This window comes from Nocardia sp. NPDC127606 (assembly GCF_042671725.1).
Taxonomy (GTDB): domain Bacteria; phylum Actinomycetota; class Actinomycetes; order Mycobacteriales; family Mycobacteriaceae; genus Nocardia.
Map to the genome: position 1 here is coordinate 1429736 of NZ_JBHXWQ010000001.1, position 22818 is coordinate 1452553.

The 22818-nt window shown below is 66.9% G+C and carries 23 protein-coding genes; 17 read left to right on the top strand and 6 right to left on the bottom strand.

Annotated features, from left to right (window positions below):
* Positions 1–81: 81 nt before the first annotated feature.
* Positions 82–627 carry a TetR/AcrR family transcriptional regulator gene (locus ACFVJ5_RS06780; protein WP_379218906.1) on the top strand — a complete coding sequence of 182 codons (546 nt, stop codon included), beginning with the start codon at positions 82–84 and terminating at the stop codon, positions 625–627.
* A gap of 30 nt (positions 628–657) precedes the next feature.
* Here ACFVJ5_RS06780 and ACFVJ5_RS06785 read toward each other — a convergent pair whose 3' ends face one another.
* The 4 genes from ACFVJ5_RS06785 to ACFVJ5_RS06800 all read right to left on the bottom strand — a co-directional run bounded on the left by ACFVJ5_RS06785 (position 658) and on the right by ACFVJ5_RS06800 (position 4690).
* The gene (locus ACFVJ5_RS06785; protein WP_379218907.1) at positions 658–2517 is read right to left on the bottom strand and encodes a Na+/H+ antiporter; all 1860 of its coding nucleotides are present in this window, start codon (positions 2515–2517) and stop codon (positions 658–660) included.
* 27 nt (positions 2518–2544) lie between these two features.
* Positions 2545–3681: a threonine/serine exporter family protein gene (locus tag ACFVJ5_RS06790; RefSeq protein WP_379218908.1), complete on the bottom strand. Its 1137-nt coding sequence runs from the start codon at positions 3679–3681 to the stop codon at positions 2545–2547.
* On the bottom strand, positions 3636–3821 hold the full coding sequence (locus ACFVJ5_RS06795) for a hypothetical protein (protein WP_379218909.1): 186 nt from the start codon (positions 3819–3821) through the stop codon (positions 3636–3638). Before ACFVJ5_RS06795 ends, ACFVJ5_RS06790 begins: the two co-directional genes overlap by 46 nt.
* Before the next feature lie 146 nt (positions 3822–3967).
* Positions 3968–4690, bottom strand: coding sequence for a histidine phosphatase family protein (locus ACFVJ5_RS06800; protein ID WP_379218910.1), 723 nt, complete (start codon positions 4688–4690; stop codon positions 3968–3970).
* Positions 4691–4872: 182 nt separating this feature from the next.
* Here ACFVJ5_RS06800 and ACFVJ5_RS06805 point away from each other — a divergent pair, with 182 nt between their 5' ends.
* The gene (locus ACFVJ5_RS06805) at positions 4873–5604 is read left to right on the top strand and encodes a DsbA family oxidoreductase (protein ID WP_379218911.1); all 732 of its coding nucleotides are present in this window, start codon (positions 4873–4875) and stop codon (positions 5602–5604) included.
* Positions 5605–5629: 25 nt separating this feature from the next.
* Here ACFVJ5_RS06805 and ACFVJ5_RS06810 read toward each other — a convergent pair whose 3' ends face one another.
* On the bottom strand, positions 5630–6655 hold the full coding sequence (locus ACFVJ5_RS06810) for a glucose 1-dehydrogenase (protein WP_379218912.1): 1026 nt from the start codon (positions 6653–6655) through the stop codon (positions 5630–5632).
* Positions 6656–6984: 329 nt separating this feature from the next.
* Between ACFVJ5_RS06810 and ACFVJ5_RS06815 the strand changes: the two genes are divergently transcribed.
* The 11 genes from ACFVJ5_RS06815 to ACFVJ5_RS06865 all read left to right on the top strand — a co-directional run bounded on the left by ACFVJ5_RS06815 (position 6985) and on the right by ACFVJ5_RS06865 (position 16880).
* On the top strand, positions 6985–7773 hold the full coding sequence (locus tag ACFVJ5_RS06815) for a DUF1460 domain-containing protein (protein WP_379218913.1): 789 nt from the start codon (positions 6985–6987) through the stop codon (positions 7771–7773).
* A gap of 19 nt (positions 7774–7792) precedes the next feature.
* Positions 7793–8350, top strand: coding sequence for an isochorismatase family protein (locus ACFVJ5_RS06820; protein WP_379218914.1), 558 nt, complete (start codon positions 7793–7795; stop codon positions 8348–8350).
* Between the two features lie 17 nt (positions 8351–8367).
* Positions 8368–8910, top strand: a complete 543-nt coding sequence (locus tag ACFVJ5_RS06825; protein ID WP_379218915.1) for a class I SAM-dependent methyltransferase — start codon at positions 8368–8370, stop codon at positions 8908–8910.
* 9 nt (positions 8911–8919) lie between these two features.
* On the top strand, positions 8920–9372 hold the full coding sequence (locus ACFVJ5_RS06830) for a MerR family transcriptional regulator (RefSeq protein ID WP_379218916.1): 453 nt from the start codon (positions 8920–8922) through the stop codon (positions 9370–9372).
* Positions 9369–9812 carry a helix-turn-helix transcriptional regulator gene (locus ACFVJ5_RS06835; protein WP_379218917.1) on the top strand — a complete coding sequence of 148 codons (444 nt, stop codon included), beginning with the start codon at positions 9369–9371 and terminating at the stop codon, positions 9810–9812. The genes ACFVJ5_RS06830 and ACFVJ5_RS06835 overlap by 4 nt, the downstream gene beginning before the upstream one ends.
* 10 nt (positions 9813–9822) lie before the next feature.
* Positions 9823–10233, top strand: a complete 411-nt coding sequence (locus ACFVJ5_RS06840) for a VOC family protein (protein ID WP_379218918.1) — start codon at positions 9823–9825, stop codon at positions 10231–10233.
* A gap of 55 nt (positions 10234–10288) precedes the next feature.
* Positions 10289–12670, top strand: coding sequence for an ATP-binding cassette domain-containing protein (locus ACFVJ5_RS06845; RefSeq protein ID WP_379218919.1), 2382 nt, complete (start codon positions 10289–10291; stop codon positions 12668–12670).
* Positions 12671–12866: 196 nt separating this feature from the next.
* Positions 12867–13283: a GNAT family N-acetyltransferase gene (locus ACFVJ5_RS06850; RefSeq protein WP_379218920.1), complete on the top strand. Its 417-nt coding sequence runs from the start codon at positions 12867–12869 to the stop codon at positions 13281–13283.
* Positions 13284–13368: 85 nt separating this feature from the next.
* Complete coding sequence (locus ACFVJ5_RS06855) at positions 13369–13809, top strand: Rrf2 family transcriptional regulator (protein ID WP_379218921.1); 441 nt, start codon at positions 13369–13371, stop codon at positions 13807–13809.
* A gap of 82 nt (positions 13810–13891) precedes the next feature.
* Complete coding sequence (locus ACFVJ5_RS06860; protein ID WP_379218922.1) at positions 13892–15304, top strand: MFS transporter; 1413 nt, start codon at positions 13892–13894, stop codon at positions 15302–15304.
* A gap of 775 nt (positions 15305–16079) precedes the next feature.
* On the top strand, positions 16080–16880 hold the full coding sequence (locus tag ACFVJ5_RS06865) for a carbonic anhydrase (protein WP_379218923.1): 801 nt from the start codon (positions 16080–16082) through the stop codon (positions 16878–16880).
* A 38-nt stretch (positions 16881–16918) separates the two neighbouring features.
* Here ACFVJ5_RS06865 and ACFVJ5_RS06870 read toward each other — a convergent pair whose 3' ends face one another.
* The gene (locus tag ACFVJ5_RS06870) at positions 16919–17518 is read right to left on the bottom strand and encodes a TetR/AcrR family transcriptional regulator (RefSeq protein ID WP_379218924.1); all 600 of its coding nucleotides are present in this window, start codon (positions 17516–17518) and stop codon (positions 16919–16921) included.
* Between the two features lie 78 nt (positions 17519–17596).
* Here ACFVJ5_RS06870 and ACFVJ5_RS06875 point away from each other — a divergent pair, with 78 nt between their 5' ends.
* From ACFVJ5_RS06875 to ACFVJ5_RS06890, 4 genes are all read left to right on the top strand, one after another.
* Complete coding sequence (locus ACFVJ5_RS06875) at positions 17597–18892, top strand: DUF3533 domain-containing protein (protein ID WP_379218925.1); 1296 nt, start codon at positions 17597–17599, stop codon at positions 18890–18892.
* A gap of 29 nt (positions 18893–18921) precedes the next feature.
* Positions 18922–20736 (top strand): AMP-dependent synthetase/ligase, encoded by a 1815-nt coding sequence (locus ACFVJ5_RS06880; protein ID WP_379218926.1) that lies wholly within the window; start codon positions 18922–18924, stop codon positions 20734–20736.
* 133 nt (positions 20737–20869) lie between these two features.
* Entirely contained in the window at positions 20870–22027 is a 1158-nt protein-coding gene (locus ACFVJ5_RS06885) for a fatty acid desaturase family protein (RefSeq protein WP_379218927.1), read from the top strand.
* A gap of 126 nt (positions 22028–22153) precedes the next feature.
* Positions 22154–22777: a TetR/AcrR family transcriptional regulator gene (locus ACFVJ5_RS06890; RefSeq protein ID WP_379218928.1), complete on the top strand. Its 624-nt coding sequence runs from the start codon at positions 22154–22156 to the stop codon at positions 22775–22777.
* Positions 22778–22818 lie beyond the last annotated feature (41 nt).

Genomic DNA, 22818 nt, shown 5'->3' on the forward strand with positions numbered 1-22818 from the left:
TTACGTATGCGCGAGGGCTCGATACGATGGGGTACTGTTCGGATTCTTCGGCCCTGCCCGCACGAACAGAACGGCATCGCGATGTCCCGAGTGGTCACCAAGGAGCAGTACTTCGACACCGCGGTGGCGGTGCTCGCCGAGTTCGGTTTCAAAGGTCTCAACATCGGGGTGCTGTGCCGTCGCCTCGGTGTCACCAGTGGCTCGTTCTATCACCACTTCGGCTCCTGGCAGGGCTTCGTCGACACCCTGCTCGAACACTGGGAGAACCGTCAGATGGTCGAGCTACGCGCGCTCGACGTCGGCCACGGTGACGCCGACGCCGACGTGCGCGCCATGTCGGTGCTCGCCAGCGGACTCGAACACGGCGCCGAAGCCGCGCTGCGCGCCTGGGCCGCCAACGACGAATCGGTACACGTCACCGTCAAGCGGGTCGACGAGTCGCGACGGCGCACCGTGCACCGCGTCATCGACGGCGTCGTCGACGACACCGACACTGCCACCGTCGTCACCGAATTCGGTATGGCGATGATCATCGGCTACCAACAGCTCGCTGCCGCAGGCGAATCCACCGAACTCGACCACCTGCTCGCCGAATACGCGCGTCTGATCTACTCCCACCGCGGCTGACGACCACGTCGGTGAGACCTCCTCGGTGACCTAGCCGAGGAGTTGGTCCACGAAGCACCATCGCCAGGCTTCCCCAGGCTCCACACTGCGCATCACCGGATGCGCCGAGTCCCGGAAATGGGCACTCGCGTGGTCGCCGATCGAGGACTCGCAGCAGCCGATATTGCCGCAGGCGGTGCACATTCGCAGATGCACCCAGCGCAGACCCTCGTCCAGACACGTCTGGCATACCAGCTCACCAGCGGGTGGCTCCGCCGGTAGCGGCGCCTCGTCCAGATGGGCGCACCCCACCGCCCCGGCGGCGGTCGACAGCGGTTCGGCGCGGCGCTCGTCGTCGCTCTCGTCGAAGCGGTCGATCATCGACTCCTCGAGATCGAGCCGGGCCAGCACATGTTGGAGCACTTCGTAATCCACCGCCCCCGCGTCGCGAACCTTCAGCACCGCATCGCGTTCGGCGCCCAGCATCGCCACCCGTAGCCGGCGGTACTCCGCGGTCGGTGTCACCAGTTCGGCCTCCGGGCGGCCCAACCGCTCCCAGGCGGCGTTGGAGCGCCAGATCAGCCGCTGCCGCAGCGATTCGATCACCGGCTCGGGGGTGTCCGGTCCGATCCTGCGATCGAGTTCGGCCAGGCCGGCGGTCGAAGCCTGTTGCAGCAGATCGGCTTTCGCGAGCGCGTCCTCCTCGCGACTGGGTCCACGCAACCGCAGCAACCGCACCAGCCACGGCAACGAACTGCCCTGCACCAGCAGCGTGCCGCCGACCACCACCAGGGCGAGCAGTTCCAGCACCGGCAACTGCGGCGTCGAGTCGGGCAGCAACAACACCGCCGCCAATGTCACCACCCCGCGCATTCCCGCCCACGACACCACCGCCGCATGACTCAACGGTTCGGTCGCGCGCCCGAACAGCCTGGCCACCAACACCGGCGTGAACACCCACACCGGGCGCGCCAGCATCACCGCGGCGAGCACACCCACCGCCGCGACGACGAGCGTGCCGCGATCCAACCCGCTGTGCCAGGCGGCCTCGACGATCCAGCGCACCTGCAACCCGATGATCAAGAACACCGCGCTCTCCAGAATGAACTGGATGGTGCGCCAATTCGTGGTCTCGGCGACCCGCGAGGCCGCGCCCTGCCACCGTTGCGCGCCGTGGCCCAGGATCATCCCGCACGTCACGACCGCGATCACGCCCGAGGCGTGGAAGTGCTCGGCGGGCAGATACGCCACGAACGGGGCGAGCAGCGACACCGAGGTATCCAGCACCGGATCGGTGATCCGCCTGCGCACCATCGCCAATGCCGCCGCCACCACGGCCCCGATGACACCGCCACCGACGGCCGCGAGCAGGAAATCGCCCCCGATCTGCCACGCGGTCACCGCACCGGCCATCGCCGCGATCGCCGAACGCAACGCCACCAGCGCGGTCGCGTCGTTGAACAGCGACTCGTCCTCGAGCACCGTCACGATGCTGCGCGGCATCCCCGTGCGCCGGGCCACCGCGGTCGCTGCCACGGCATCCGGGGGAGCGACCACCGCACCCAACGCGACCGCCGCCGCGAACGGCACCGGCAGCAACCACCACACCACCAACGCCACCGCGAACGTGCTGAACAGCACCAACCCCACCGACAGCGACGCGATGGTGCGCAGGTTGTCCTTGAAATCGACCAGCGAGGTGCGCAGCGCGGCGGTGTAGAGCAGCGGCGGCAGCAACCCCAGCAGCACCACCTCCGGCTCGAGGTGCACCTGCGGCACCATCGGCAGATACGACGCGGCCACCCCGGCCAACGTCAGCACCAGCGGTTCCGACACCCCGAATCGCCGCGCCAGCGCCGCCAGCGCGGTCGCCGAGCCGATGAGGACAACCAGACCGATCGCGACATCCACTCGCGCATTGTCCCACCTACGGACCCATCAGTCCGTCGATGCCGCCCACGACAGCCGCGCCGGCACCGACCACAGGTACACGCCGAAGCTCGCGCCCAGGCCCAACGCCACACACACCGCCGCCGCCTGCACGAAATACCCGATCCCCGACACCTGGTACACCGACAGGATCAGCCCCTGGCACACGATCAAACCCGGGAGCAACGCGCCGGTGGTTCCGACAAGCGTCAACGCCGACACCGGCAACCGCAACCGGTCCGCCGACGCCGCGGCCAGCACCCCGAGCACGACCGCCGCGAGCGGACCCGCCCACGCCGAGGGCATGTGCCCGACATGGATCAGGGTCTGGTTCACCGACGCCGTCACCAACCCTGCCACCGCGGCAGGCAACAACAGGCCGCGCCCACCCACGTTGAACAGCGCGTTGCCGATCGCACCCAGGATCGCGAAGATGATGCCCAACCAGACCGGCAACACCGGAAGCACCGCGTCACCGGCGATCCCGAGATCGAAACGCCACGACAGTGCCAGCATCAGCAGTCCACCGAGCACGATCCCGCCGATGATCAACGCCGCGCCCAACGCCCGCGCCGGCGCGGTCAAACTGTCGGCGCTGACCACATCGATCGCCGTCAACATCAACTGCGGCAGTGGCGCGATCAGGACCCACGTCGTCGCGATCACCGTCGCCGCCTGCGCGACCGTGAGCCAGCCGAGCAGATGGAATGCGCCACCGAACGCGCCCGCCAGTGCCGCCTGCACCGCCACACCGACGAACTTCGGCACTCGGTGCGCCCCGAATCCGCGCCCGCTGAGGTTCACCACCAGCTGGGTGGTCGCCGCCAGCAGCGCGGCCGCCGCGTTACCGCCGATCTGCAGGCAGATACAGAACGCCAGCAGCATTCCGCCCGCCTGCACCGACCACCACGGAAACGGTTGCGGCCCAGCGTTGGCCGCCGTCAACCGCTCGCACGCGACGGCTGGGTCGAGGTTGTCGGTAACTGTCTGTCTGGCAACGTTTTTGACGCGACGCATCCGATCGCAGTCTAAGCAGTCCAGTGTCGAGGCCTCGGCGAGTCGGGAGACGGTGTGGCCGTTGTCGTCGCTGCACTGCACGATCACCACCGGCCCACCCCGCACACCGTCACATCGCGCAGTCCCCACGCCGCGGCGCAGGTGTTCACCATCAGCATCATCGCTTCGGTGGCGTAGCCGGATTCCAGTGTCGAGGTACCCAATTCGGTCAGGAACGTCAGCGCCGCTTCGACCCGCCGGTCATCGGTGTCGTCGTCGCAGCGATCCACCTTCGATCCGCTGTGGTTCGACCCGCCCTGGTTCGATCCGCTGTGGTTCGACCCGCGTGGTTCGACATAGCGCCAACGTAATGGCCGTCACCGAGGCTGCCCGCAGACACGCACGACGCCTCGAACAGCCCCGCTGCCAGCGAGTCCTATCCCGTTTCCGCGTCCATCGCGAGGTGGTCGACCGAGCCCCACACACGCAATGCCAGTCGTGGGCCCTCACGCCGCCACTGCGACACCGACGCGTTGGGCACCGGCTCGAGCGAATCCGGTACCGGCGCACCGAGTCCGTCGAGGACGTAGCGCAACGCCATCACCACCGCGTCGTGCGTCACCACCAGCACCTGCTCGCCCGCCGCCGCCACATCGAGCTCGTCGAGGAAACTGCGCACCCGCAACGCCACATCGGCCAGCGATTCCCCGCCCGGCGGCCGATACACCCAGTTGCCGACCAGTTCACGACGCAGCCCCTCCTCGGGTGCGCGTCGCCGGATCGCCCGATACGGATGCAGTTCGAACACCCCCATCTCCCGGTCGCGCAACCGTTCGTCGACCAGGGTGCGGATCGGGTGCAGGTGCCGGTTGCGGGCGGCGGCGGCCTCGGCCATCACCGCCCACGTGACCCTGGTGCGCAGGTAGGGGGAGCAGACCACCAGCGTGGGTCGCTGCATGCCCGCCAACCCGGCCAGCCAGTCGCCGAGACATTGTGCCTGCCACTGCCCGTGGGCGGTCAGCTCCACCGCGGAATCGGTGCCCCGCATCGGCCGCTGCTCGGTCGCCGGGTCGGCGAACCACACATTGGCCTCACTCTGCGCGTGCCGCACCGCCCACAATCCACCCAGCGCGCGCGGCACCACCAATCCTTCGGGCACCTGCACCCACCCCCTCCGCCGCTCGAACTCCATCGATGCCCCTCGTGCTCGTCCCGTCGTGCCCGGACGCGCCAGGGAATAGCGGCCTCGTTGCCGGCGTTACATTCCCCGAATTCGAACGCCTGTCCAGAACTGTTCGGCGGACCACCGCCGCACCCCTCGATGCGCCGCAGGAGGCCCGCTTGTCCACCAGAGTAGAGATCTGGACCGACATCAATTGCCCGTTCTGCTACCTGGGCAAAGCCCGCTTCGAAGAAGCGCTGGCCGACTTCGCGCACCGTGACGACGTCGAGGTGGTGCACCGGTCCTTCGAGCTCGATCCGACGCTGCCCGCCGGTTCCACGCGCCCGGTCATCCCGGCGATCGCCGAGAAGTACGGCATCACCGTCGACCAGGCCGCCGCCAACGAACGCGGCATCGGCGCCCAGGCCGCGGCCATGGGTCTGCCCTACCAGACCGCGGGCCGCGACTCCGGCAACAGCTTCGATATGCACCGGCTCCTGCACTACGCCCTCGACCAGGGCGAGCAGGAGGCCATGCTCGACGCTCTCTACGCGGGCAACTTCGCCGAGTCCGAGCCCGTCTTCGGCGACACCGAACGCCTGGTGGCCTTGGCTGTGCGCGCGGGCCTGGACGAGAACTCGGTGCGCGCGGTGCTGGCCGACCCCGATGCCTACGCCGACGCGGTCCGCCGCGACGAAGCCGAAGCCGCCGCGCTCGGCGCCACCGGTGTCCCGTTCTTCGTCTTCGACGGCAAGTACGCGGTCTCCGGCGCCCAACCTCCCGAAACGTTCACCCGGGCGCTGAACACCGCCTGGAACGATCGACCCGCCCCCCAGCTCATCGCCGACGGCGACAGCTGCGGCCCCGACGGCTGCGCGGTCCCCACCGCCGAGTCCGCGGTGGCCGACTGACCACCGCGGACCTCGCATCGGCGAGTCAGACCAGGTCGATGACGACCTTGATATCGGACCCGCCCGGGGCGAACGCCTCGAGCGCCTTCTCCAGCGGCAGCCGCCGGGTGATGAGGCGTGCCAGCCACGCCTCGTCGGCTTTGGCCAGCGCCTCGGCGCCCTGCTCGTAGTGGTGGCGGTTCGCGTTCACCGAACCGAACACCAGCGCGTTGTCGAGCACGATATTGCGGTTCAATCCGCCCACATCGACATCGGTGTCGACACCGGGTGTCGACACCCCGGTCAGACAAACGATCACGCCGGGGTTGTCGATCTCCATCGCCTGCAACGCCACCGCGGGCGCGCCGGTCGCCTCGATCACGATGTCGGGGCGGATCTCTTTGGCGGCGGCGGCCGCCGTCCCTGTGTGGAACGTGCCGCCCAACGCCTCGACCAGCTCTTCTTTCGTCCCGCCGCTGGTCCGGTCGAGGACGTGTACGTCGAGGCCGCGCTGCTGCCCGAGCAGAGCCGCGAGCAGACCGATCGGCCCGGCGCCGGTGACCAGGACCGTGCGCGGATCGAACCAGGCGCGGTTGTTGATCTTCTCGATCTGATCCCAGGCCTTGGCGACCACGGTCGTCGGCTCGAGCAGCACCCCGACCTTCTCCAGGGCCGGATCGAGTCGCACCGCGAAGTCCTCGCGCACCACCCAGGATGTCGACCCGTACCCGTCGATCTCCTTGATCCCGCGTTCGACGTACATCCCGTTGCGGCACATGTCCCATTGGCCGCGCGCGCACGCCCCGCACGGCACCGGATCCGGCCTGCGCACGATCCCGACGACGAGGTCGCCGGGGGCGAATGCGCTGCCCGCGGGCGCGGTCTTCACCCGGCCCAGAGATTCGTGCCCGAGCACCATCTGTGACTTGCCCGGTGGCAGCCAGCCGTAGTTGCCCTGCGCGATATCGCGGTCGGTGCCGCAGATGCCCAGCGAGATCCCGTCGACGAGCAGTTCGCCGGGACCGACGACCGGGTCGGGCACATCCTCCACCCGCAACGATTGCTTCTGCATGGGAACCACTGTCAACGCACGCATTTCGGCATCCCTTCCGCCCGGACGGGCCAATGGTCGACGTCTGCACGAACCACATCCACGACACCCGGGGAGCAACCCCATCGCGAACTCGCCGCGAACACGGACTACCTGCGACAACGGTACGCGAACAACCCATTCATCGGTCGATACGAGACCATTCGCGAACAATCGGCATCGCCTATGGCCGAACGTCACACTCGTCGATCATCGCGGTGCCGGGAACCCTGAGGTGCCGATCCTGTCCGCCGCCTCGGCTACGGTGGACAGCGCTCGCACCGATCGACCCGTGGCCAGCTGGAGGCGTCTTGCGCATCATCGTCCGGATCATGCTCGTGCTCGCCGCACTCGTGTGCGCGCTCGCACCGGCCTCGGCCGCACCGTCGGTCGATGACGCCTCCGCGCGCAAGATCGACGAACTCCTCACCGTGCGCGCCGAATCGGGCGGTCTGAGCCGTGGCGAACTCATCGAACGGCTCTCCGCGCGTCTGCTCGGCACCCCGTACGGCGCGAACATGCTGATCGGATCGGCCACCGAGCCCGAACGGCTGGTCGCGGATCTGCGCCGGGTCGACTGCTTCACCTACCTCGACTACATCGACGCCGCCTCTCGCTCCAGCACCCGCGACGAGTTCTTCACCAACCTGGTCAACACCCGCTACATCGACGGTCGCGTCGAATTCGCCCAGCGCAAGCACTTCTTCACCGACTGGGCCGGCCGGGAACGGCTCGCCGCCACCGACGTCACCGCGAGTCTGAGTCCCGCCGCCGTGACCACCACCAAGCACCTCAACGCGAAAGCTGACGGCAGTACCTACCTGCCGGGTGTCGCCGTGGTCGACCGTGCCGTCACCCACATTCCCGCGGCCGCCGTCGACGGGGGAGTCCAAGCCGCCCTTCGCACCGGCGACTTCCTCGGCGCTTACACACCCGACGCCGGTCTCGACGTGACCCACGTCGGCATCATCGTCCAAACTCCCACCGGCCCGGTCTTCCGCAACGCCTCCTCGCTCGCGGCGAACAACCAGGTCGTCGACACCCCCTTGACCGAGTATCTCCAGACCGTCCCGGGCGTCGTCGTCCTTCGCCCACTCTGACCGCTGCCGAGGATTCGCCATGACCACGCTGCCCGACCGCCCGAACACCGCACTGCTCGTCGTCGACGTGCAGAACGGCGTCGTCGACGAAGCACCCCGCCGCGACGAGGTCGTCGCGAACATCAACGCCCTCGTCGACCGTGCCCGCATCGCCGATGTCCCGATCATCTGGATCCAGCACTCCTCCGAGGACCTGGTCGAACACAGCGATCTCTGGCACTACGTCCCCGAACTCATCCGCACCGACACCGAACCGCTGGTCCACAAGCACTACGGGGACTCCTTCGAGGACACCGAACTCGAGGGACTGCTCGCGGCGGTGGGCGCCGGCCACCTGGTCGTCACGGGCGCCGAATCCGACGCCTGCGTTCGCTCGACCATCCACGGTGCGTTCGTGCGCGGTTACGACGTCACTCTCGTCGCCGACGCCCACACCACCGGCGACAAGACCCGGTGGGGCGCACCGAAACCCGAAGACGTCATCGCCCACACCAACCTGTACTGGCGATTCCAGCAAGCGCCCGGTCGCACCGCGGCCGTGCGCCCGACCGACGAGCTTGACTTCAGGTCGACCTGAACAACCACGGTGGTCTCATGACCACTTTCGGATACGAACAAAGCCTCGGCTACGACCGGCGCGCCACCCGACTCCTCACCGGCCTGTACCGCCGGATCGCCGCCGACATCGACACCCGCACCACCGACTCGGCCACCGTCGTCGATCTCGGCACAGGTCCGGGAAAGTTGTTGTCCCACGTGGCAACTCGTCGCCCCGACCTGCACCTGCACGGGATCGACCTGTCTCCGCACATGATCGAGATCGCCCGCCGCGCCGTGGGGCAGACGATCGAACTGGCTGTCGCCGACGTCGCCGAGCTGCCCTACCCCGACGGGAGCGTCGACTTCGCCGTGTCGAGCCTGAGCATGCACGAATGGCCGGACCTGCCCGCCGCCGTCACCGAACTGCGTCGAGTGCTCCGCCCCGGCGGCGCTGCCGCGATCTTTGACTTCCGCTTCACCCGAACCCGCGAGATCCGCCGCGCGCTCACCACCGCATTCGGCTCGGTCGACACCGAAACAGTGCGTCTGCCCTGGCATCCCGTCGCCGTGATCACCTGCTACCGCGTCACCGCATAGGCTCGGCGGATGGCCGAGGAACACACCACGATCGGTGCGGTGGCGGCACAGTTCGGGCTCGCGACCCACGTGCTGCGCCACTGGGAAGACCGCGGACTGCTCGCCCCACCCCGTGACTCGGCCGGTCGCCGCCACTACCGCGGCACCGATATCGACACCATCGCGATGATCATCCTGGGCAAGAAAGCCGGCTTGTCACTCGACGATCTCGGCATCCTGTTCCTGCGTTCCCCCGATCGCCGCACCCGCCGCGAAGTACTCGAGGCCCATCGCGACCGCCTCGCCGACCAGATCGCCCGCACCCGCGCCGCCCTCGACGCCGTCACCCACGTCCTGGACTGTGACGCCGAGGACTTCCGCACCTGCCCCCACTTCCGCGCCGAACTCGCCGGGGTTCTCGACACCCGCACCGACCCGCCGGTGTCGAGAACACCGCCCGACGTGGGACGATCGGCCATGTGACCGCCACACCCGCGAAACCACAGCACCTGCGCGACCTCGCGCTGCTGCGTCGTGTGCGCGACCGCATCGACCGCGAATACGCCCAGCCACTCGACGTCGAAGCGCTCGCCCGCGGCGTCCACATGTCGGCCGGACACCTCAGCCGGCAATTCCGCCTCGCCTACGGGGAATCGCCGTACTCCTACCTGATGACCCGCCGCATCGAACGCGCCATGGCGCTGCTGCGCCGCGGCGACCTGAGCGTCACCGAGGTGTGTTTCGCGGTCGGCTCGTCCTCGCTGGGCACCTTCAGCACCCGCTTCACCGAACTCGTCGGCGTACCGCCCAGCGTCTACAAACAGCAGCAGGACGAACAGACCGCGGGCATGCCGTCGTGCGTGGTCAAGAAGGTGACCAGACCGATCAGGAATCGAGAAGCTTCCGCTCCGGCCGACAATTAGCGTGGTCGGCATGAACCTCACCATTCACCAGAGCTACCTGCCCCAAGACGACCCCGACGCCGCGCTCGCCTTCTACCGCGACGCGCTCGGCTTCGAGGTGCGCAACGATGTGGGCTACAACGGGATGCGCTGGATCACCGTCGGCCCCACCGGCCAACCCGATACCTCCATCGTGCTGCACCCACCGGCCGCCGATCCCGGCCTCACCGACGACGAACGTCGCGTGATCAGCGAAATGATGGCCAAGGGCACCTACGCCGGCATCAACCTCGCCACCGACGACCTCGACGGCCTGTTCGAAAAGCTGCAGGCCGGCGAGATCGAGGTCGTCCAGGAACCCACCGATCAGCCCTACGGCGTCCGCGACTGCGCCTTCCGCGACCCCGCCGGAAATATGGTCCGCATCCAGCAGGCCAAGTAGGCCACCGCGCCGGTAGATTCGATATCCGGCGATGTCGACTGATCGAGGGAGACCCATGAGCACGGCCAAGAAGACCGGCACCACCATAGAGCCGGCCGACAGCCACGATTTGATCCGCGTCCACGGCGCGCGGGTCAACAACCTGCGCGATGTGAGCATCGAGATCCCCAAGCGCAGGCTGACGGTCTTCACGGGCGTGTCCGGATCCGGCAAGAGCTCCCTGGTCTTCGGCACCATCGCCGCCGAATCACAGCGCCTGATCAACGAGACCTACAGCGCGTTCGTGCAGGGCTTCATGCCCAGCCAGGCCCGCCCCGACGTCGACGTGCTCGAGGGCCTGACCACCGCCATCCTCGTCGACCAGTCCCGGCTGGGCGCCGACCCGCGTTCCACCGTCGGCACTGTCACCGACGCCAACGCGATGCTGCGGATCCTGTTCAGCCGCCTCGGCGACCCGCACATCGGGTCGTCGCAGGCGTTCTCGTTCAATGTCGCCTCGATCAGCGGCGCCGGTGCGGTCGAGGTCGAGAAGAACGGTGTCACCGTCAAGGAACGCCGCAGCTTCGCCATCACCGGCGGCATGTGTCCCACCTGTGAGGGCAAAGGCCAGATCAACGACATCAACCTCACCGAGCTCTACGACGAGAATCTCTCCCTCGACGACGGCCCGTTCAAGATCCCCGGCTACAGCATGGACGGCTGGATGGGCCGCATCTTCAAGGGTTCCGGCTTCTTCGACCCGGCCAAGCCGATCAAGAAGTACACCAAAAAACAGCTCGCCGACCTGCTGTACAAAGAGCCGACGAAGGTCAAGGTCGAGGGCATCAACCTCACCTACGAAGGACTCATCCCCAAACTGCGCAAGTCGATGTTGTCCAAGGACATCGATTCGCTGCAACCGCATGTGCGCGCCTTCGTCGAACGCGCCGTCACCTTCGGTACCTGCCCCGACTGTGCGGGCACCCGGCTGTCCGCCGCGGCCCGCTCGTCGAAGATCAACGGCATCAGCATCGCCGACGCCTGCGCCATGCAGATCACCGATCTCGCCGACTGGGTCAAGGAAGTCGACGACCCGTCGGTGGCGCCGCTGCTCGAGTCGCTGCGCCAGACCCTGGACTCGTTCGTCGAGATCGGCCTCGGCTACCTGTCGCTGTCGCGCCCCTCGGGCACCCTGTCGGGCGGTGAAGCTCAGCGCGTCAAGATGATTCGCCACCTCGGCTCCTCGCTCACCGACGTCACCTACGTCTTCGACGAGCCCACCGCGGGCCTGCACCCGCACGACATCCAGCGGATGAACGACCTGCTGCTGCGCCTGCGTGACAAGGGCAACACTGTGCTCGTCGTCGAGCACAAGCCCGAAACGATCGTCATCGCCGACCACATCGTCGACCTCGGCCCCGCCGCCGGCTCCAAGGGCGGCACCATCTGCTTCGAAGGCACCGTCGACGGGCTGCGCGCCAGCGACACCGTCACCGGCCGCCACTTCGACGACCGCGCCTCGGTCAAGGACTCGGTGCGAAAGTCGACCAGCGCCTTGCAGATTCGTGGCGCCACCGCCAACAACCTCGACAAAGTCGACGTCGACATCCCCCTCGGCATTCTGGTGGCGATCACCGGCGTCGCGGGCTCGGGCAAGAGCTCGCTCGTGCACGGCTCGATCCCGATCGACGAGGGCGTCATCTCCATCGACCAGACCCCGATCAAGGGCTCGCGCCGCAGCAACCCCGCCACCTACACCGGCCTGCTCGACCACATCCGCAAAGCGTTCGCCAAGGCCACCGGCGCCAAACCAGCCCTGTTCAGCGCCAATTCCGAGGGCGCCTGCCCGAACTGCAACGGCGCCGGGGTGGTCTACACCGATCTGGCGATGATGGCCGGTGTCTCGACCATGTGTGAGGTGTGTGAGGGCAAACGCTTCATGGCCGAAGTCCTCGAATACACCTTCGCGGGCAAGAACATCAGCGAAGTGCTTTCGATGCCCGTCGACGAAGCGCGTGAGTTCTTCGGCGACGGCGAAGCCCGCACCCCCGCCGCCCACAAGATTCTCACCCACCTCACCGAAGTCGGCCTCGGCTACCTCACCATCGGCCAGCCACTGACCACCCTGTCCGGCGGCGAACGCCAGCGCCTCAAGCTCGCCACCCACATGTCCGACAAGGGCGGGGTCTACATCCTCGACGAACCGACCACCGGCCTGCACCTGGCCGACGTCGAACAACTCCTCGGCCTGCTCGACCGCCTCGTCGAATCCGGCAAGTCCGTCATCGTCGTCGAACACCACCAGGCGGTGATGGCCCACGCCGACTGGATCATCGACCTCGGCCCCGGCGCGGGCCACGACGGCGGCCACATCGTCTTCGAAGGCACCCCCGCCGAACTCGTCGAAGCCCGCTCCACCCTCACCGGCGAACACCTGGCCACCTACGTCGGCGCCTGAACACCCCGGCTGCGCTTCCCTGGGGTGACTCTCCAGGGAAGCGCAGCGTGACGGAACCTGGCATGCGCCGCGGCGATTCGGCAGCTGCATCTCCGAGGCAACGGTCTTGATGTCCTTTTCGCCAGGTAGGACGAAAAGCAGCACCGAGGCGAATCCAGCCAGACTCACCAGCCTGCACAAGTCCTATCCTGGACCGATGCTCGAGATCTCCACCGATCCCGCCGCCGTCGACCTCGATTGGCTCCACCACCGGCTGTCCACCGACGCCTACTGGGCACTCGGTCGCAGCCGTGAGCGTGTCCGCCGCATCGTCGAGAATTCCTTGCCCTACAGCGTGTTGCGCGACGGTTCCCAGATCGCCTTCGCTCGCCTGGTCACCGACCGCACCACTTTCGCCTGGCTTTCCGATGTCTACGTAGACCGTTCGCAGCGCGGAAAAGGCGTCGGCAAACTCCTGCTCGACCGGATCATGGCCGACGCCGACGGCTGGGGACTGCGCCGCATGGCCCTGGCCACCGGCGATGCCCACGACATGTACCGCCCCTACGGCTTCACTGCCCACCCCAAGCCGGACCACTGGATGGAAAAGAACTGGCCTGCCAACCCGGCTTGAACCACGACCGGTGCCCGTTCGCCATGCACGGCAACCGCAACCGTGTTAGTTTCAGTTTCGAAGGTCAACCGCACCGGGAGGATGCATGAGCGTCAGCAGCAGAAGCGCGGTCGCCATTCACGCGTTGACGAAACTGGCGCAAGGCGGCGAGACTTCGCTGACGTCGGTGGAGATCGCGGAAAGTCTGGCGAGTAATCCGGTGCTGGTTCGGCGCATCCTCGGCAACCTGCGTGACGCTGATCTGGTGCTGTCCACGGAGGGTCGCGGTGGCGGCTGGACGCTCGCTCGCCCTGCTCGCGACATCACGCTCTTCGATGCCTACCGCGCCGTCGAGGGTTCGCCGGTGCTGTCTCGACATGCCCACCCCCCCAGTGCCGAGTGCGAGGTCGGGCGACATATGCAGGCGATTGTCGACGAGGAGTTCCGCAACGCCGAGCAAGCGATGGAAGAGCAGTTGGGTCGGACGACCATCGCGCACCTGCTCCAAAAGGTATTCGACATCGAAGCGGCGGCACAGACGCGCTGACCGTTCAACGGCGGGAAACCGCCGTTCTTTTTTACCGTAACTGCAACCGCGATGGTTGCGGTAAAACCGTGGGGAGGAACCCATGACTTCGACAAGACTCAGCGCCGACCGTGCCGGTTCAGCCCTGGCATTGCTGGCGGTGCTCATGCCGGCGATGCTGGCGACGGTCATCGCCAGCGACATGGTCAATCTGCTGCTGCCGGCGATAGGCACCGAGTTCGACGCCTCGGAAGCCGAATTGGCATGGGTCGTCACCGGATTCCTGCTGATGTTCTCCGTCGGCATTCCCTTCTACGGACGCCTGTCGGACCGGGTGAGCCTGCGAAACCTGTTCGTGGTCTGCCTGACGACCTATGCCGCGGGCAGCCTGGTCAGCGCGCTCGCCCCGACCCTGCTCGCGCTGGTGGCGGGTCGCATCGTGATGGGCATCGGCGCGGCCGGGATCCCGGTGCTCACGATCCTGGCCGTGACCCGGCTGCTGCCGACGGAAAAGCGCGGGATGGGAATCGGGGTCATCTCCGCCGCGGCGGGAATCGGCACCGCGGCCGGACCTGCCCTCGGTGGGGGCATCGGACAGCTGCTCGGCTGGCACGCCCCCTTCTGGCTGATGGTCGCCATCGCGCTCGTGCTGCTGCCGTTGATCTGGCGGGTCCTGCCCGCCGACTCACCGACCACCGCCGAACGCTTCGACCTCACCGGCGGCATCCTGCTCGGCGCAGGCGCCGGACTGCTGCTGTTCGGAATCACCCAGGCCCAGGTCGCCGGATTCACGGCGCCCTCGGCGTTGGGATGCCTTGTGATCGGTCTGGTCACGCTCATTGTGTTCGCCGGTCGCAATCGGCGCGTCGACCGGCCGTTCGTCCCGCCCGCACTGTTCGGCAGCCCGGTCTTCCGGATCGCTGTGATCGTCGCGTCGCTGGCGATGAGCATCAACCTCGGCGCGCTGGTGTTCGTGCCGATTGTGCTCGTCGACGTCGATGGCCTCGATCCGGGCACCGGCGCCCTGGTGATGATCCCGGCCGGCCTCGCCGTCGCGGTACTCTCCCCGCTGAGCGGACGGCTGGCCGATCGCATCGGTGCCCGCACCCCTGCGCTGTCCGGCCTGGTTGTGATGGGACTTTCCGCGGTATTCCTGTCCGCTGTGGCCGGAAGCGGTTCGCTGGTCCTCACCGCGATCGGGATCACCACACTGTGCGTCGGCTTCATTTTCGTCATGACGCCGATCATCAGCGCCGCGGCCGGCGCTCTGGCTCCCGAACAGGCCGGCATCGGGCTCGGGATCCTCCAGGGCGCCCAATTCCTCGGCGCCAGCGCGGGTCCGGCGGTCTTCGGCGTCTTGGTCAGCGCACGACGCCAAGCCGGTACCGACGCCCTCAACCCCTTGCACGACACGGTGGCCGGCGCGGCATTCTCCGATGCCTTCCTCGCGATGGCCCTCGTCGCCGTCGCCGCACTGATCATCGCCCTGTGGATGCGCCCTACTCCCGCGCCGTAAGAACTGCCATGAAGACCATCGCCATCACCGGAGGTGCCTCCGCCATCGGGTCTGGTGCTCTGCGCGCGGTACTCCTACTCGGGCACGGACTGCTCCCCGCCGCCGATCGTGGCATCACCTCAGGATCTCGGTCAGTCGATCGGTCGCTCGGATCAACCAATCGGGATCCCCATGACGTCGGCCCCAGAGCGCTGCTTTCACCGCACGCACCTGCGCCCAGCGTTGGGCGCGATCACGGTCGATCCCCGCTGCCTCGCATCTCGTCTGTCCAGTCGGCGACCAGGTCGCTCAACCGCGGCAGCCCGGCAGGGGCGTCGACAGCCAAGCGGATCCGGGCGCAGCACCGGAATGACGATCCCGACGTGGCCGTGCATGAGCGGCCCGTCGGGAGTGCACGACCACCGTTGCAGTAACTCATCCGCCAGTCGGGGCAGTGCCGCGATCCATGCCCGCCCGGGTTCGCCTTCGCGACTGATCGTTTCGCGGTCGAAGACCTCTGGGATCTCGATCATGATCCGACCCCTAGGTGTCCACCTCGAACCGCGGCCACCGGCGATGTGACGCATCTCGCCGCCCTCGAGTCTGGTCTGCGCGATGACGACCGGCATAGCCTGAGATCCCGCGCAGGGTCGAAATCGACTGCAATAGAACGCTATTCGGCGCAAAACGGACATTATCGGTTCGGTGGAGAACGCTGATCTCGACACGCGCACACTGCCGTCCCGGAACGTGTACATCCGGGCCGACGGCAGAATCGTGGCAAGGAGCTACACCGGTGCCGGTTCGTCACAATGACCTCAGCCCCGTCATCACCCGCCGCGGCGCACTCGCCGCACTGGCACTGCTCGCTGCCGCCGGTTGCGGCGGTTCGGTCGCGGCCAGCACGGGCAAACCGCACTGGGACTACGACGCCGAGGGCCCCGAGCACTGGGCCGACCTCGACCGCGGCTACTCGGCCTGCCGCGTCGGCCACGCCCAATCGCCGATCGACCTGGACAGCCCCACCGAACTACACCCGTCCGACCACATCGAGATCGACTACCGCCCCATTCCGTCTGTGAACCTGCTCAACAACGGACACACCGTTCAGGCGAGCGCCCCAGCGGACTCCGGCAACCGCATCGTCGTCGACGGAACGCCGTTCACCCTGACCCAATTCCACTTCCATCTCCCCAGCGAGCACACAGTCGACGGCGCCGAGACCGCCATGGAACTGCATTTCGTCCACACCGCCCAATCGGGCCGGCTGGCCGTTCTCGCCGTCCTGCTGAACGCGCACACCGACCCCACCCCGCTGAGTCGCATACTCACCGCCACCCCGAACCGCTCAGGGCTCACCCGCGCTGTCACTACCGTCGACCCACGCGAATTCCTCCCGGCCGACCTCGCCCAGTTCCGCTACCAGGGCTCCCTGACCACGCCACCGTGCACCGAAGGCGTCGAGTGGATCGTGCTGCGCCACCCTGCGCCGGTCGCAGCCCCCGATGTCGACAATTACCGTGCGCTGTTCCCGCACAGCAACAGACCCACCCAACCGCGCAACGGTCGGCCGGTGGTCCTGGCCGGATCCAACTGAGCAGTGTCGAGGGGCGCGCATGGCGCGTTCTGCGATTGTCAGCCGGGGGAGGACCGGGGGAGCAGGCCGAGGGTGAGGTGGCGGACCAGGTCGTCGAGCAGCTGTTCGGAGTCGTAGTCGGCCGTATAGCCGGAGCCGACGAAGGTGGCCAACCCCTGAAGAGCGGCCAGGGCGGTGACACCGAGTCGTTTCGGGTCGCCCGCCACGATCTCGCCGGCGGCCTGACCTTCGGCGATGAGGGTGATCGGCACCGCGAACGCCCGGTCGGCGGCCTGCTGGATATCGGCAGAGGTCGAGGTGTTTCGGCGCGCGAACATCAGCGGCAAGAGCTCGAGGTTGTCGACGGCGAATCGCAGGTAGGCGTAGGCGACGGTTTGTAGGCGTGCCGTGATGGGTCCTTCGATCACGGCTTGTTCGAAGCAGGAGCCGAGGCGTTCGAGCCCGGTGACGGCGAGTGCGTCGAGGAGTGCCTGCTTGTCGCGGAAATGACGACTCGGCGCCGCATGGCTGACGCCGGTGTCGCGAGCCAGTTGACGCAGGGACAGCCCGTCCACGCCGGCCTCGCGCAGTGTCGCCTCGGCGCGCGTCAGCAGCGCGGCGCGGAGGTCTCCGTGGTGGTACGGGGTGTGCAGGGACATGGTACGAGCAGGATATCCGACAGCCACCCAATGTTTGCGTTGACTACTTTGTTGTCGCTGACTACATTGACGATTGCCATGACTGACAACACCGCGCCCACCCGCAAGCAGCGCACCATGCCGATCCGCGAATGGCTGGCCCCGATCACCCTGGTCACCATCCTGGCGGCGCTCCTGGGCACCATGTACCTCGGCTACACCGCCGACCCCGAAAAGCACCTCCACGACTTCCCGATCGCCCTGGTCAACCAGGATGTCGGCGACACCGTCGGTGGCAAGCCCGCCAACATCGGCGCACAGATCACCACGGCGCTGAGCGACAACATCCCCGCCGACAAGATCGACCTGCGCCCACTCGGCATCAACGAAGCCCAGCAACAGCTGCAGAACGGCGAGGTCTACGGCGCCATCGTCATCCCCGGCGACTTCACCAAGCGCGTCGCCATCCTCGGCGCCGCCTCGATCGTCCCAGGCCAGGTCGAGCAGCCCATCATCTCCGTGCTCACCAACCCGAGGGCGGGCACCCTCGCCGCACAGATCATGAACACCGTCGCCGACCAGGCCATGACACAGGTCAACAGCACCATCGGCACCCAGCTCGCCGAACAGGTCCGCTCCGCGGCCGGGGCCACACCACTCAGCGGTGCGGCACAACTCCAACTCGCCGAGCCGATCGACGTCGTCGTCACCGCCTACCACCCGCTGCCCGAAGGCACCGGCCAGGGCTTGGCGGCCTTCTTCTACACCCTGGTCCTGCTGATCGTCGGATTCAGCGGCGCGATGATGATCAATTCTCTCGTCGACGCCTCACTGGGCTATGTCCCCGCCGAATACGGCCCCTGGCACAAGGCCACCACCCCGGCCCCGATCAGCCGGTGGCGCACGCTGCTCGTCAAATGGGGGATCGCCACGATCAGCGCCCCGCTGGCCTCCGGTGTGTTCCTCGGCATCGGAACCCTGCTGAACATGGCGATCGAGAGACCACTGATGCTGTTCCTCTATGGCACACTGGCCATCGCCGCCATCGCGGTCACCGCCCTGTCGGTGATGGCCGCCTTCGGCACGGCAGGCCTGATGATCAACCTCATCGTGTTCGTGGTGCTCGGAATCCCGTCGTCCTCCGGCACCATCCCGCTCGAGGCGACACCGCGCTGGATCGCCGACATGGCCACGTTCGAACCCATGCACCAGATCTACCTGGCTGTGCGCGCCATCCTGTTCTTCGACGGACACCTCGAAGCAGGCATGGCGCAGGGTCTCTGGATGACCTGCGCGGGACTGGCGATCGGCCTGATCGTCGGCGCGGTCGCCACCAACACCTACGACCTGCGCGGCATGCTGCGACTCGGTATCGAGCACGCGCCCGCGCAGTAACTGATCAATCCATGTGGAAGGCCCCTGTGATGCACGAGTTCGAAGCCCTGGCTTCCTACACGATTCCCGAGCACGCGAACAATTCCGACAGTGTGTTCCTGCACGCCGAGCACTCGCCCCACACGGTGTTGTTCAACGTCTCCAACGGTGGCGGCGAACTCACCGACGTCACCGCGGCCGAGTTCGCCCGAACGGTCACCGACGTGGCCAAGGGCCTCATCGCCTCGGGCATCGGACCCGGTGACCGAGTGGCCATCATGGCCCCCACCCGCTACGAGTGGGTCGTGCTCGACCACGCGATCTGGGCCACCGGCGGTTGCACCGTCGCCATCTACGACAGCTCCGCCGCCGAGCAGGCCACATGGATCCTGCAGGACTCCGCGACGAAACTGCTCATCGTCGACAGCGACGAACACCGCAGGATCATCGAGGAGATCGACGACCGCGCACTGCCCGAGCTGCGAGAAATCCTGCAGATCGACAAGGGCGTCGTCGAGGAATTGACCACGCGCGGCGCCCATCTCGACGACGCGGCCGTGCACACCCGCCGAGCCGAGGTCGGCGCGAGCTCCCCGGCCACCCTGATCTACACCTCGGGCACCACCGGCCGCCCCAAAGGCGTGATCCTCACCCACGGGAACCTCTACGCCGAGTCGAAATCCGACCGAATCGCGCTGGGGGAGTTCGTCACCGAGGGCAACAAGACACTGATGTTCCTGCCGCTCGCCCACGTCTTCGCGCGCGCGGTGACGCTGGCCGCGCTCGACGCCAAGGTGGTCGTCGCGTTCAGCTCCGACTGGTCCACGCTGGTCGACCAGTTCGGCAGCTTCCGTCCGCATTTCATCCTGGCGGTGCCACGGGTCTTCGAAAAGGTCTTCAACGGCGCCAAGCAGAAGGCGCACGCCGGCGGTAAGGGAAAGATCTTCGACCTGGCCACCGAGACCGCCATCGCCTGGAGCGAGTCCCGCGACACCGGCGGCCCCGGAATCGTCCTCAGACTGCGCCACGCCCTGTTCGACAAACTCGTATACCGCACACTGCGTCGCGCGCTCGGCGGACGCTGCGAGGCCGCGGTATCCGGTGGTGGACCACTCGGCGCGCGGCTCGGTCACTTCTTCCGCGGCGTCGGCATCCCCATCTACGAGGGCTACGGACTCACCGAGACCACCGCGGCGATCACCGTGAACACCCCGACCGATACCCGAGTCGGCACCGTCGGACGCCCGACCGAAGGCCACGCCGTCAAGATCGCCGACGACGGCGAGCTGCTGCTACGCGGCCCTGTCGTGTTCCACGAATACTGGGGCAACCCCCAGGCCACCGACGACGCCTTCGCCGACGGCTGGTTCCAGACCGGCGACCTCGGCAGCATCGACCGCGACGGCTACCTCACCATCACCGGCCGCAAGAAGGAAATCATCGTCACCGCGGGCGGAAAGAACGTCTCCCCGGGACTGATGGAAGACTCGCTGCGCGCCCACCCGCTGATCAGTCAGGCGATGGTGGTCGGTGACGGCCGTCCGTTCGTCGGCGCGCTGATCACCCTCGACCCCGAAGTACTCCCGGCGTGGAAGCACAGCCACAGCCTGCCCGCCGACACTCCGAACGAGGCCCTGATCGACAACCCGGATCTCATCGCGGAGATCGATGCAGCCGTGGCCGACACCAACAAGAAAGTGTCCCATGCCGAGGCGATCAAGAAGGTCCGCATTCTGCCCGTCGACTGGACCGAGGCCACCGGCGAACTGACGCCGAAGATGTCGCTCAAGCGAGCGGAAGTCATGAAGAAGTACGCCCCCGAGGTGGACAAGATCTACGAACCCGCCGCCGATAGTAGTCACTGACACCCAATCCAGGACTCCTGGCTGTTACGTCTAACTAAATACCGCGCACAGCACCGAACAAACCCCTCGAGTTCGTATTCTCACCTGGACCGCGCCCGGCGCGCGGCACCGGAACAGGGGTTGAACACAGCAGATGGCTATATCTGACGTCGAGGCGTACACACATCTCACGCCGACCGACATCGAAGAGTTCGGGCAACGCCTGGATGCGTTGCGCAGGCAGATCGAATCCAGCCTGGGTGAACGCGATGCGAAATACATCAAGACAGTCATCCGCGTTCAGCGAGCGTGCGAGATAGCCGCTCGACTCGTGCTGATCGACTCGGGTCGGAAAAGCAGTTGGTGGTGGGGGACAGGCCTGCTCACCCTGTCGAAGGTGCTCGAGAACATGGAGATCGGGCACAACGTCATGCACGGCCAGTGGGACTGGATGAACGACCCGGAAATCCACTCCACCACCTGGGAATGGGACCATTCCATGCCCGCCGCGCATTGGAAAGAAGCGCACAACTACCGCCACCACGTTTTCACCAACGTGCTCGGGCTGGACCCCGACGAAGGCTACGGTCTCCTCCGCATCACGCGCGACCGTCGCTGGCGCCCTTATCATCTCGGCAACTTCGTCTACCTCGTCCCGGTCTCGCTGCTCTATGAACTGGGCATGTGCGTGTACCACCTGGAGATCCCGCGCGTGCTGGCGGGCAAGAAGGACAAGAAGAAGTTCCGGCAGGCGCGTGACGAAATCGTCCAGAAGGCAGGAAAGCAGCTGCTCAAGGACTACGTCATCTTCCCGGCGATGACCGGGCGAAACTGGAAATCGACGATCCGCGCGAACATCACCGCCAACCTCACCAAGAACGTGTGGGAGCAGATCATCACCTTCTGCGGGCATTTCCCCGACGGCGCGGAGAAGTTCACCAAACGCGACATCGAGGGCGAGACTCGCGGCGAATGGTACCTACGCCAATACCTGGGCAGCGCCAATATCGAAGTCGGCCCCGTGATGCGCATTCTGTCGGGCACGCTCAGCCATCAAATCGAACACCACCTGTTCCCGGATCTACCGAGCAACCGGCTCCCCGAAATCCAACGTGAAGTACGCAAACTGGCGGCCGAATATCGCCTGCCGTATACCACTGGCAGCCTGGTCCGGCAATATGGTCTGACACTGCGCACCATCGCGAAACTGTCGTTGCCCGATCAGTACCTCACCGCCGACGCGGACAACGCCCCGGAGACCAGCTCCGAAAAGGCCACCGAATCCCGCCGCCTCACCCCTGTTCCAGTCTGACGGACTGTCAGCGACCTCGGTCGTGGCTGCTGCATCTCACCAGTGCCACGACCGAGGGCCGGCCGCACCGGGGTGGATCGGCGACCCGCGAGCCGATGACGTCCCCGCGCCGTTAGGGTTGATGATGTGACGGCGAGCGGTTCTCCACGGGTCTATGACGGTCGCCCGGTCGAGGATCGCCGGGCAGAGCGACGCGAACAGTTCATCGCCGCCGGGCTCGCCGTGTTCGGCGACCAGGGCTATCAGAGCAGCTCGATCACCGCTGTATGCAAGGCCGCCGGGTTGGCGCGGGCCCAGTTCTACGAACACTTCGGCAACCGCGAGGAACTGCTCCTCGCGGTCTACGACATGATCCAAGCCGATGCGCGACAAGCGCTCATCGAGGCGCTCTCAGCCGTCGTCGGTGCCGACCCGGCCACCCGCGCATCCATCGCGGTACGTGCGTACGCCGAATCGATCGGCAAGGACCCCAATCGCGCACGGGTGTCGTTCGTCGAAATCGTCGGCGTGAGCGCCGAAGTCGAGAAGCATCGCGTCGAACAGCGCGAGATCTGGGTGGAGTTCGTCACCTGGGAACTGAAGCAGACACGCGGCGCCGACTTCGTCCCCGCCGGCGGATTTCGTGCCGCGGCAACCGGATTCATCGGCGCACTGATGGCACTGGTGCATCAGTGGAGCATGGGCGGATCGCCCGCCGAACTCGAGGACCTGGTCGAGGTCCTCACCCACTTCCTCGTCAGCGTGATGTAACCGGAAAGTCGACGCACGTCGGGCGACTACCGCCGACCCTG

Excerpts from the sequence above, each read along its gene's own strand:
- ACFVJ5_RS06780 (WP_379218906.1), top strand. The coding sequence starts at position 82 with ATGTCCCGAGTGGTCACCAAGGAGCAGTACTTCGACACCGCGGTGGCG.
- ACFVJ5_RS06875 (WP_379218925.1), top strand. The coding sequence starts at position 17,597 with ATGACTGACAACACCGCGCCCACCCGCAAGCAGCGCACCATGCCGATC.
- ACFVJ5_RS06830 (WP_379218916.1), top strand. The coding sequence starts at position 8,920 with ATGGCCGAGGAACACACCACGATCGGTGCGGTGGCGGCACAGTTCGGG.
- ACFVJ5_RS06885 (WP_379218927.1), top strand. The coding sequence starts at position 20,870 with ATGGCTATATCTGACGTCGAGGCGTACACACATCTCACGCCGACCGAC.
- ACFVJ5_RS06870 (WP_379218924.1), bottom strand. The coding sequence starts at position 17,518 with ATGTCCCTGCACACCCCGTACCACCACGGAGACCTCCGCGCCGCGCTG.
- ACFVJ5_RS06820 (WP_379218914.1), top strand. The coding sequence starts at position 7,793 with ATGACCACGCTGCCCGACCGCCCGAACACCGCACTGCTCGTCGTCGAC.
- ACFVJ5_RS06855 (WP_379218921.1), top strand. The coding sequence starts at position 13,369 with ATGAGCGTCAGCAGCAGAAGCGCGGTCGCCATTCACGCGTTGACGAAA.
- ACFVJ5_RS06880 (WP_379218926.1), top strand. The coding sequence starts at position 18,922 with ATGCACGAGTTCGAAGCCCTGGCTTCCTACACGATTCCCGAGCACGCG.
- ACFVJ5_RS06810 (WP_379218912.1), bottom strand. The coding sequence starts at position 6,655 with ATGCAGAAGCAATCGTTGCGGGTGGAGGATGTGCCCGACCCGGTCGTC.
- ACFVJ5_RS06840 (WP_379218918.1), top strand. The coding sequence starts at position 9,823 with ATGAACCTCACCATTCACCAGAGCTACCTGCCCCAAGACGACCCCGAC.
- ACFVJ5_RS06860 (WP_379218922.1), top strand. The coding sequence starts at position 13,892 with ATGACTTCGACAAGACTCAGCGCCGACCGTGCCGGTTCAGCCCTGGCA.
- ACFVJ5_RS06825 (WP_379218915.1), top strand. The coding sequence starts at position 8,368 with ATGACCACTTTCGGATACGAACAAAGCCTCGGCTACGACCGGCGCGCC.
- ACFVJ5_RS06845 (WP_379218919.1), top strand. The coding sequence starts at position 10,289 with ATGAGCACGGCCAAGAAGACCGGCACCACCATAGAGCCGGCCGACAGC.
- ACFVJ5_RS06850 (WP_379218920.1), top strand. The coding sequence starts at position 12,867 with ATGCTCGAGATCTCCACCGATCCCGCCGCCGTCGACCTCGATTGGCTC.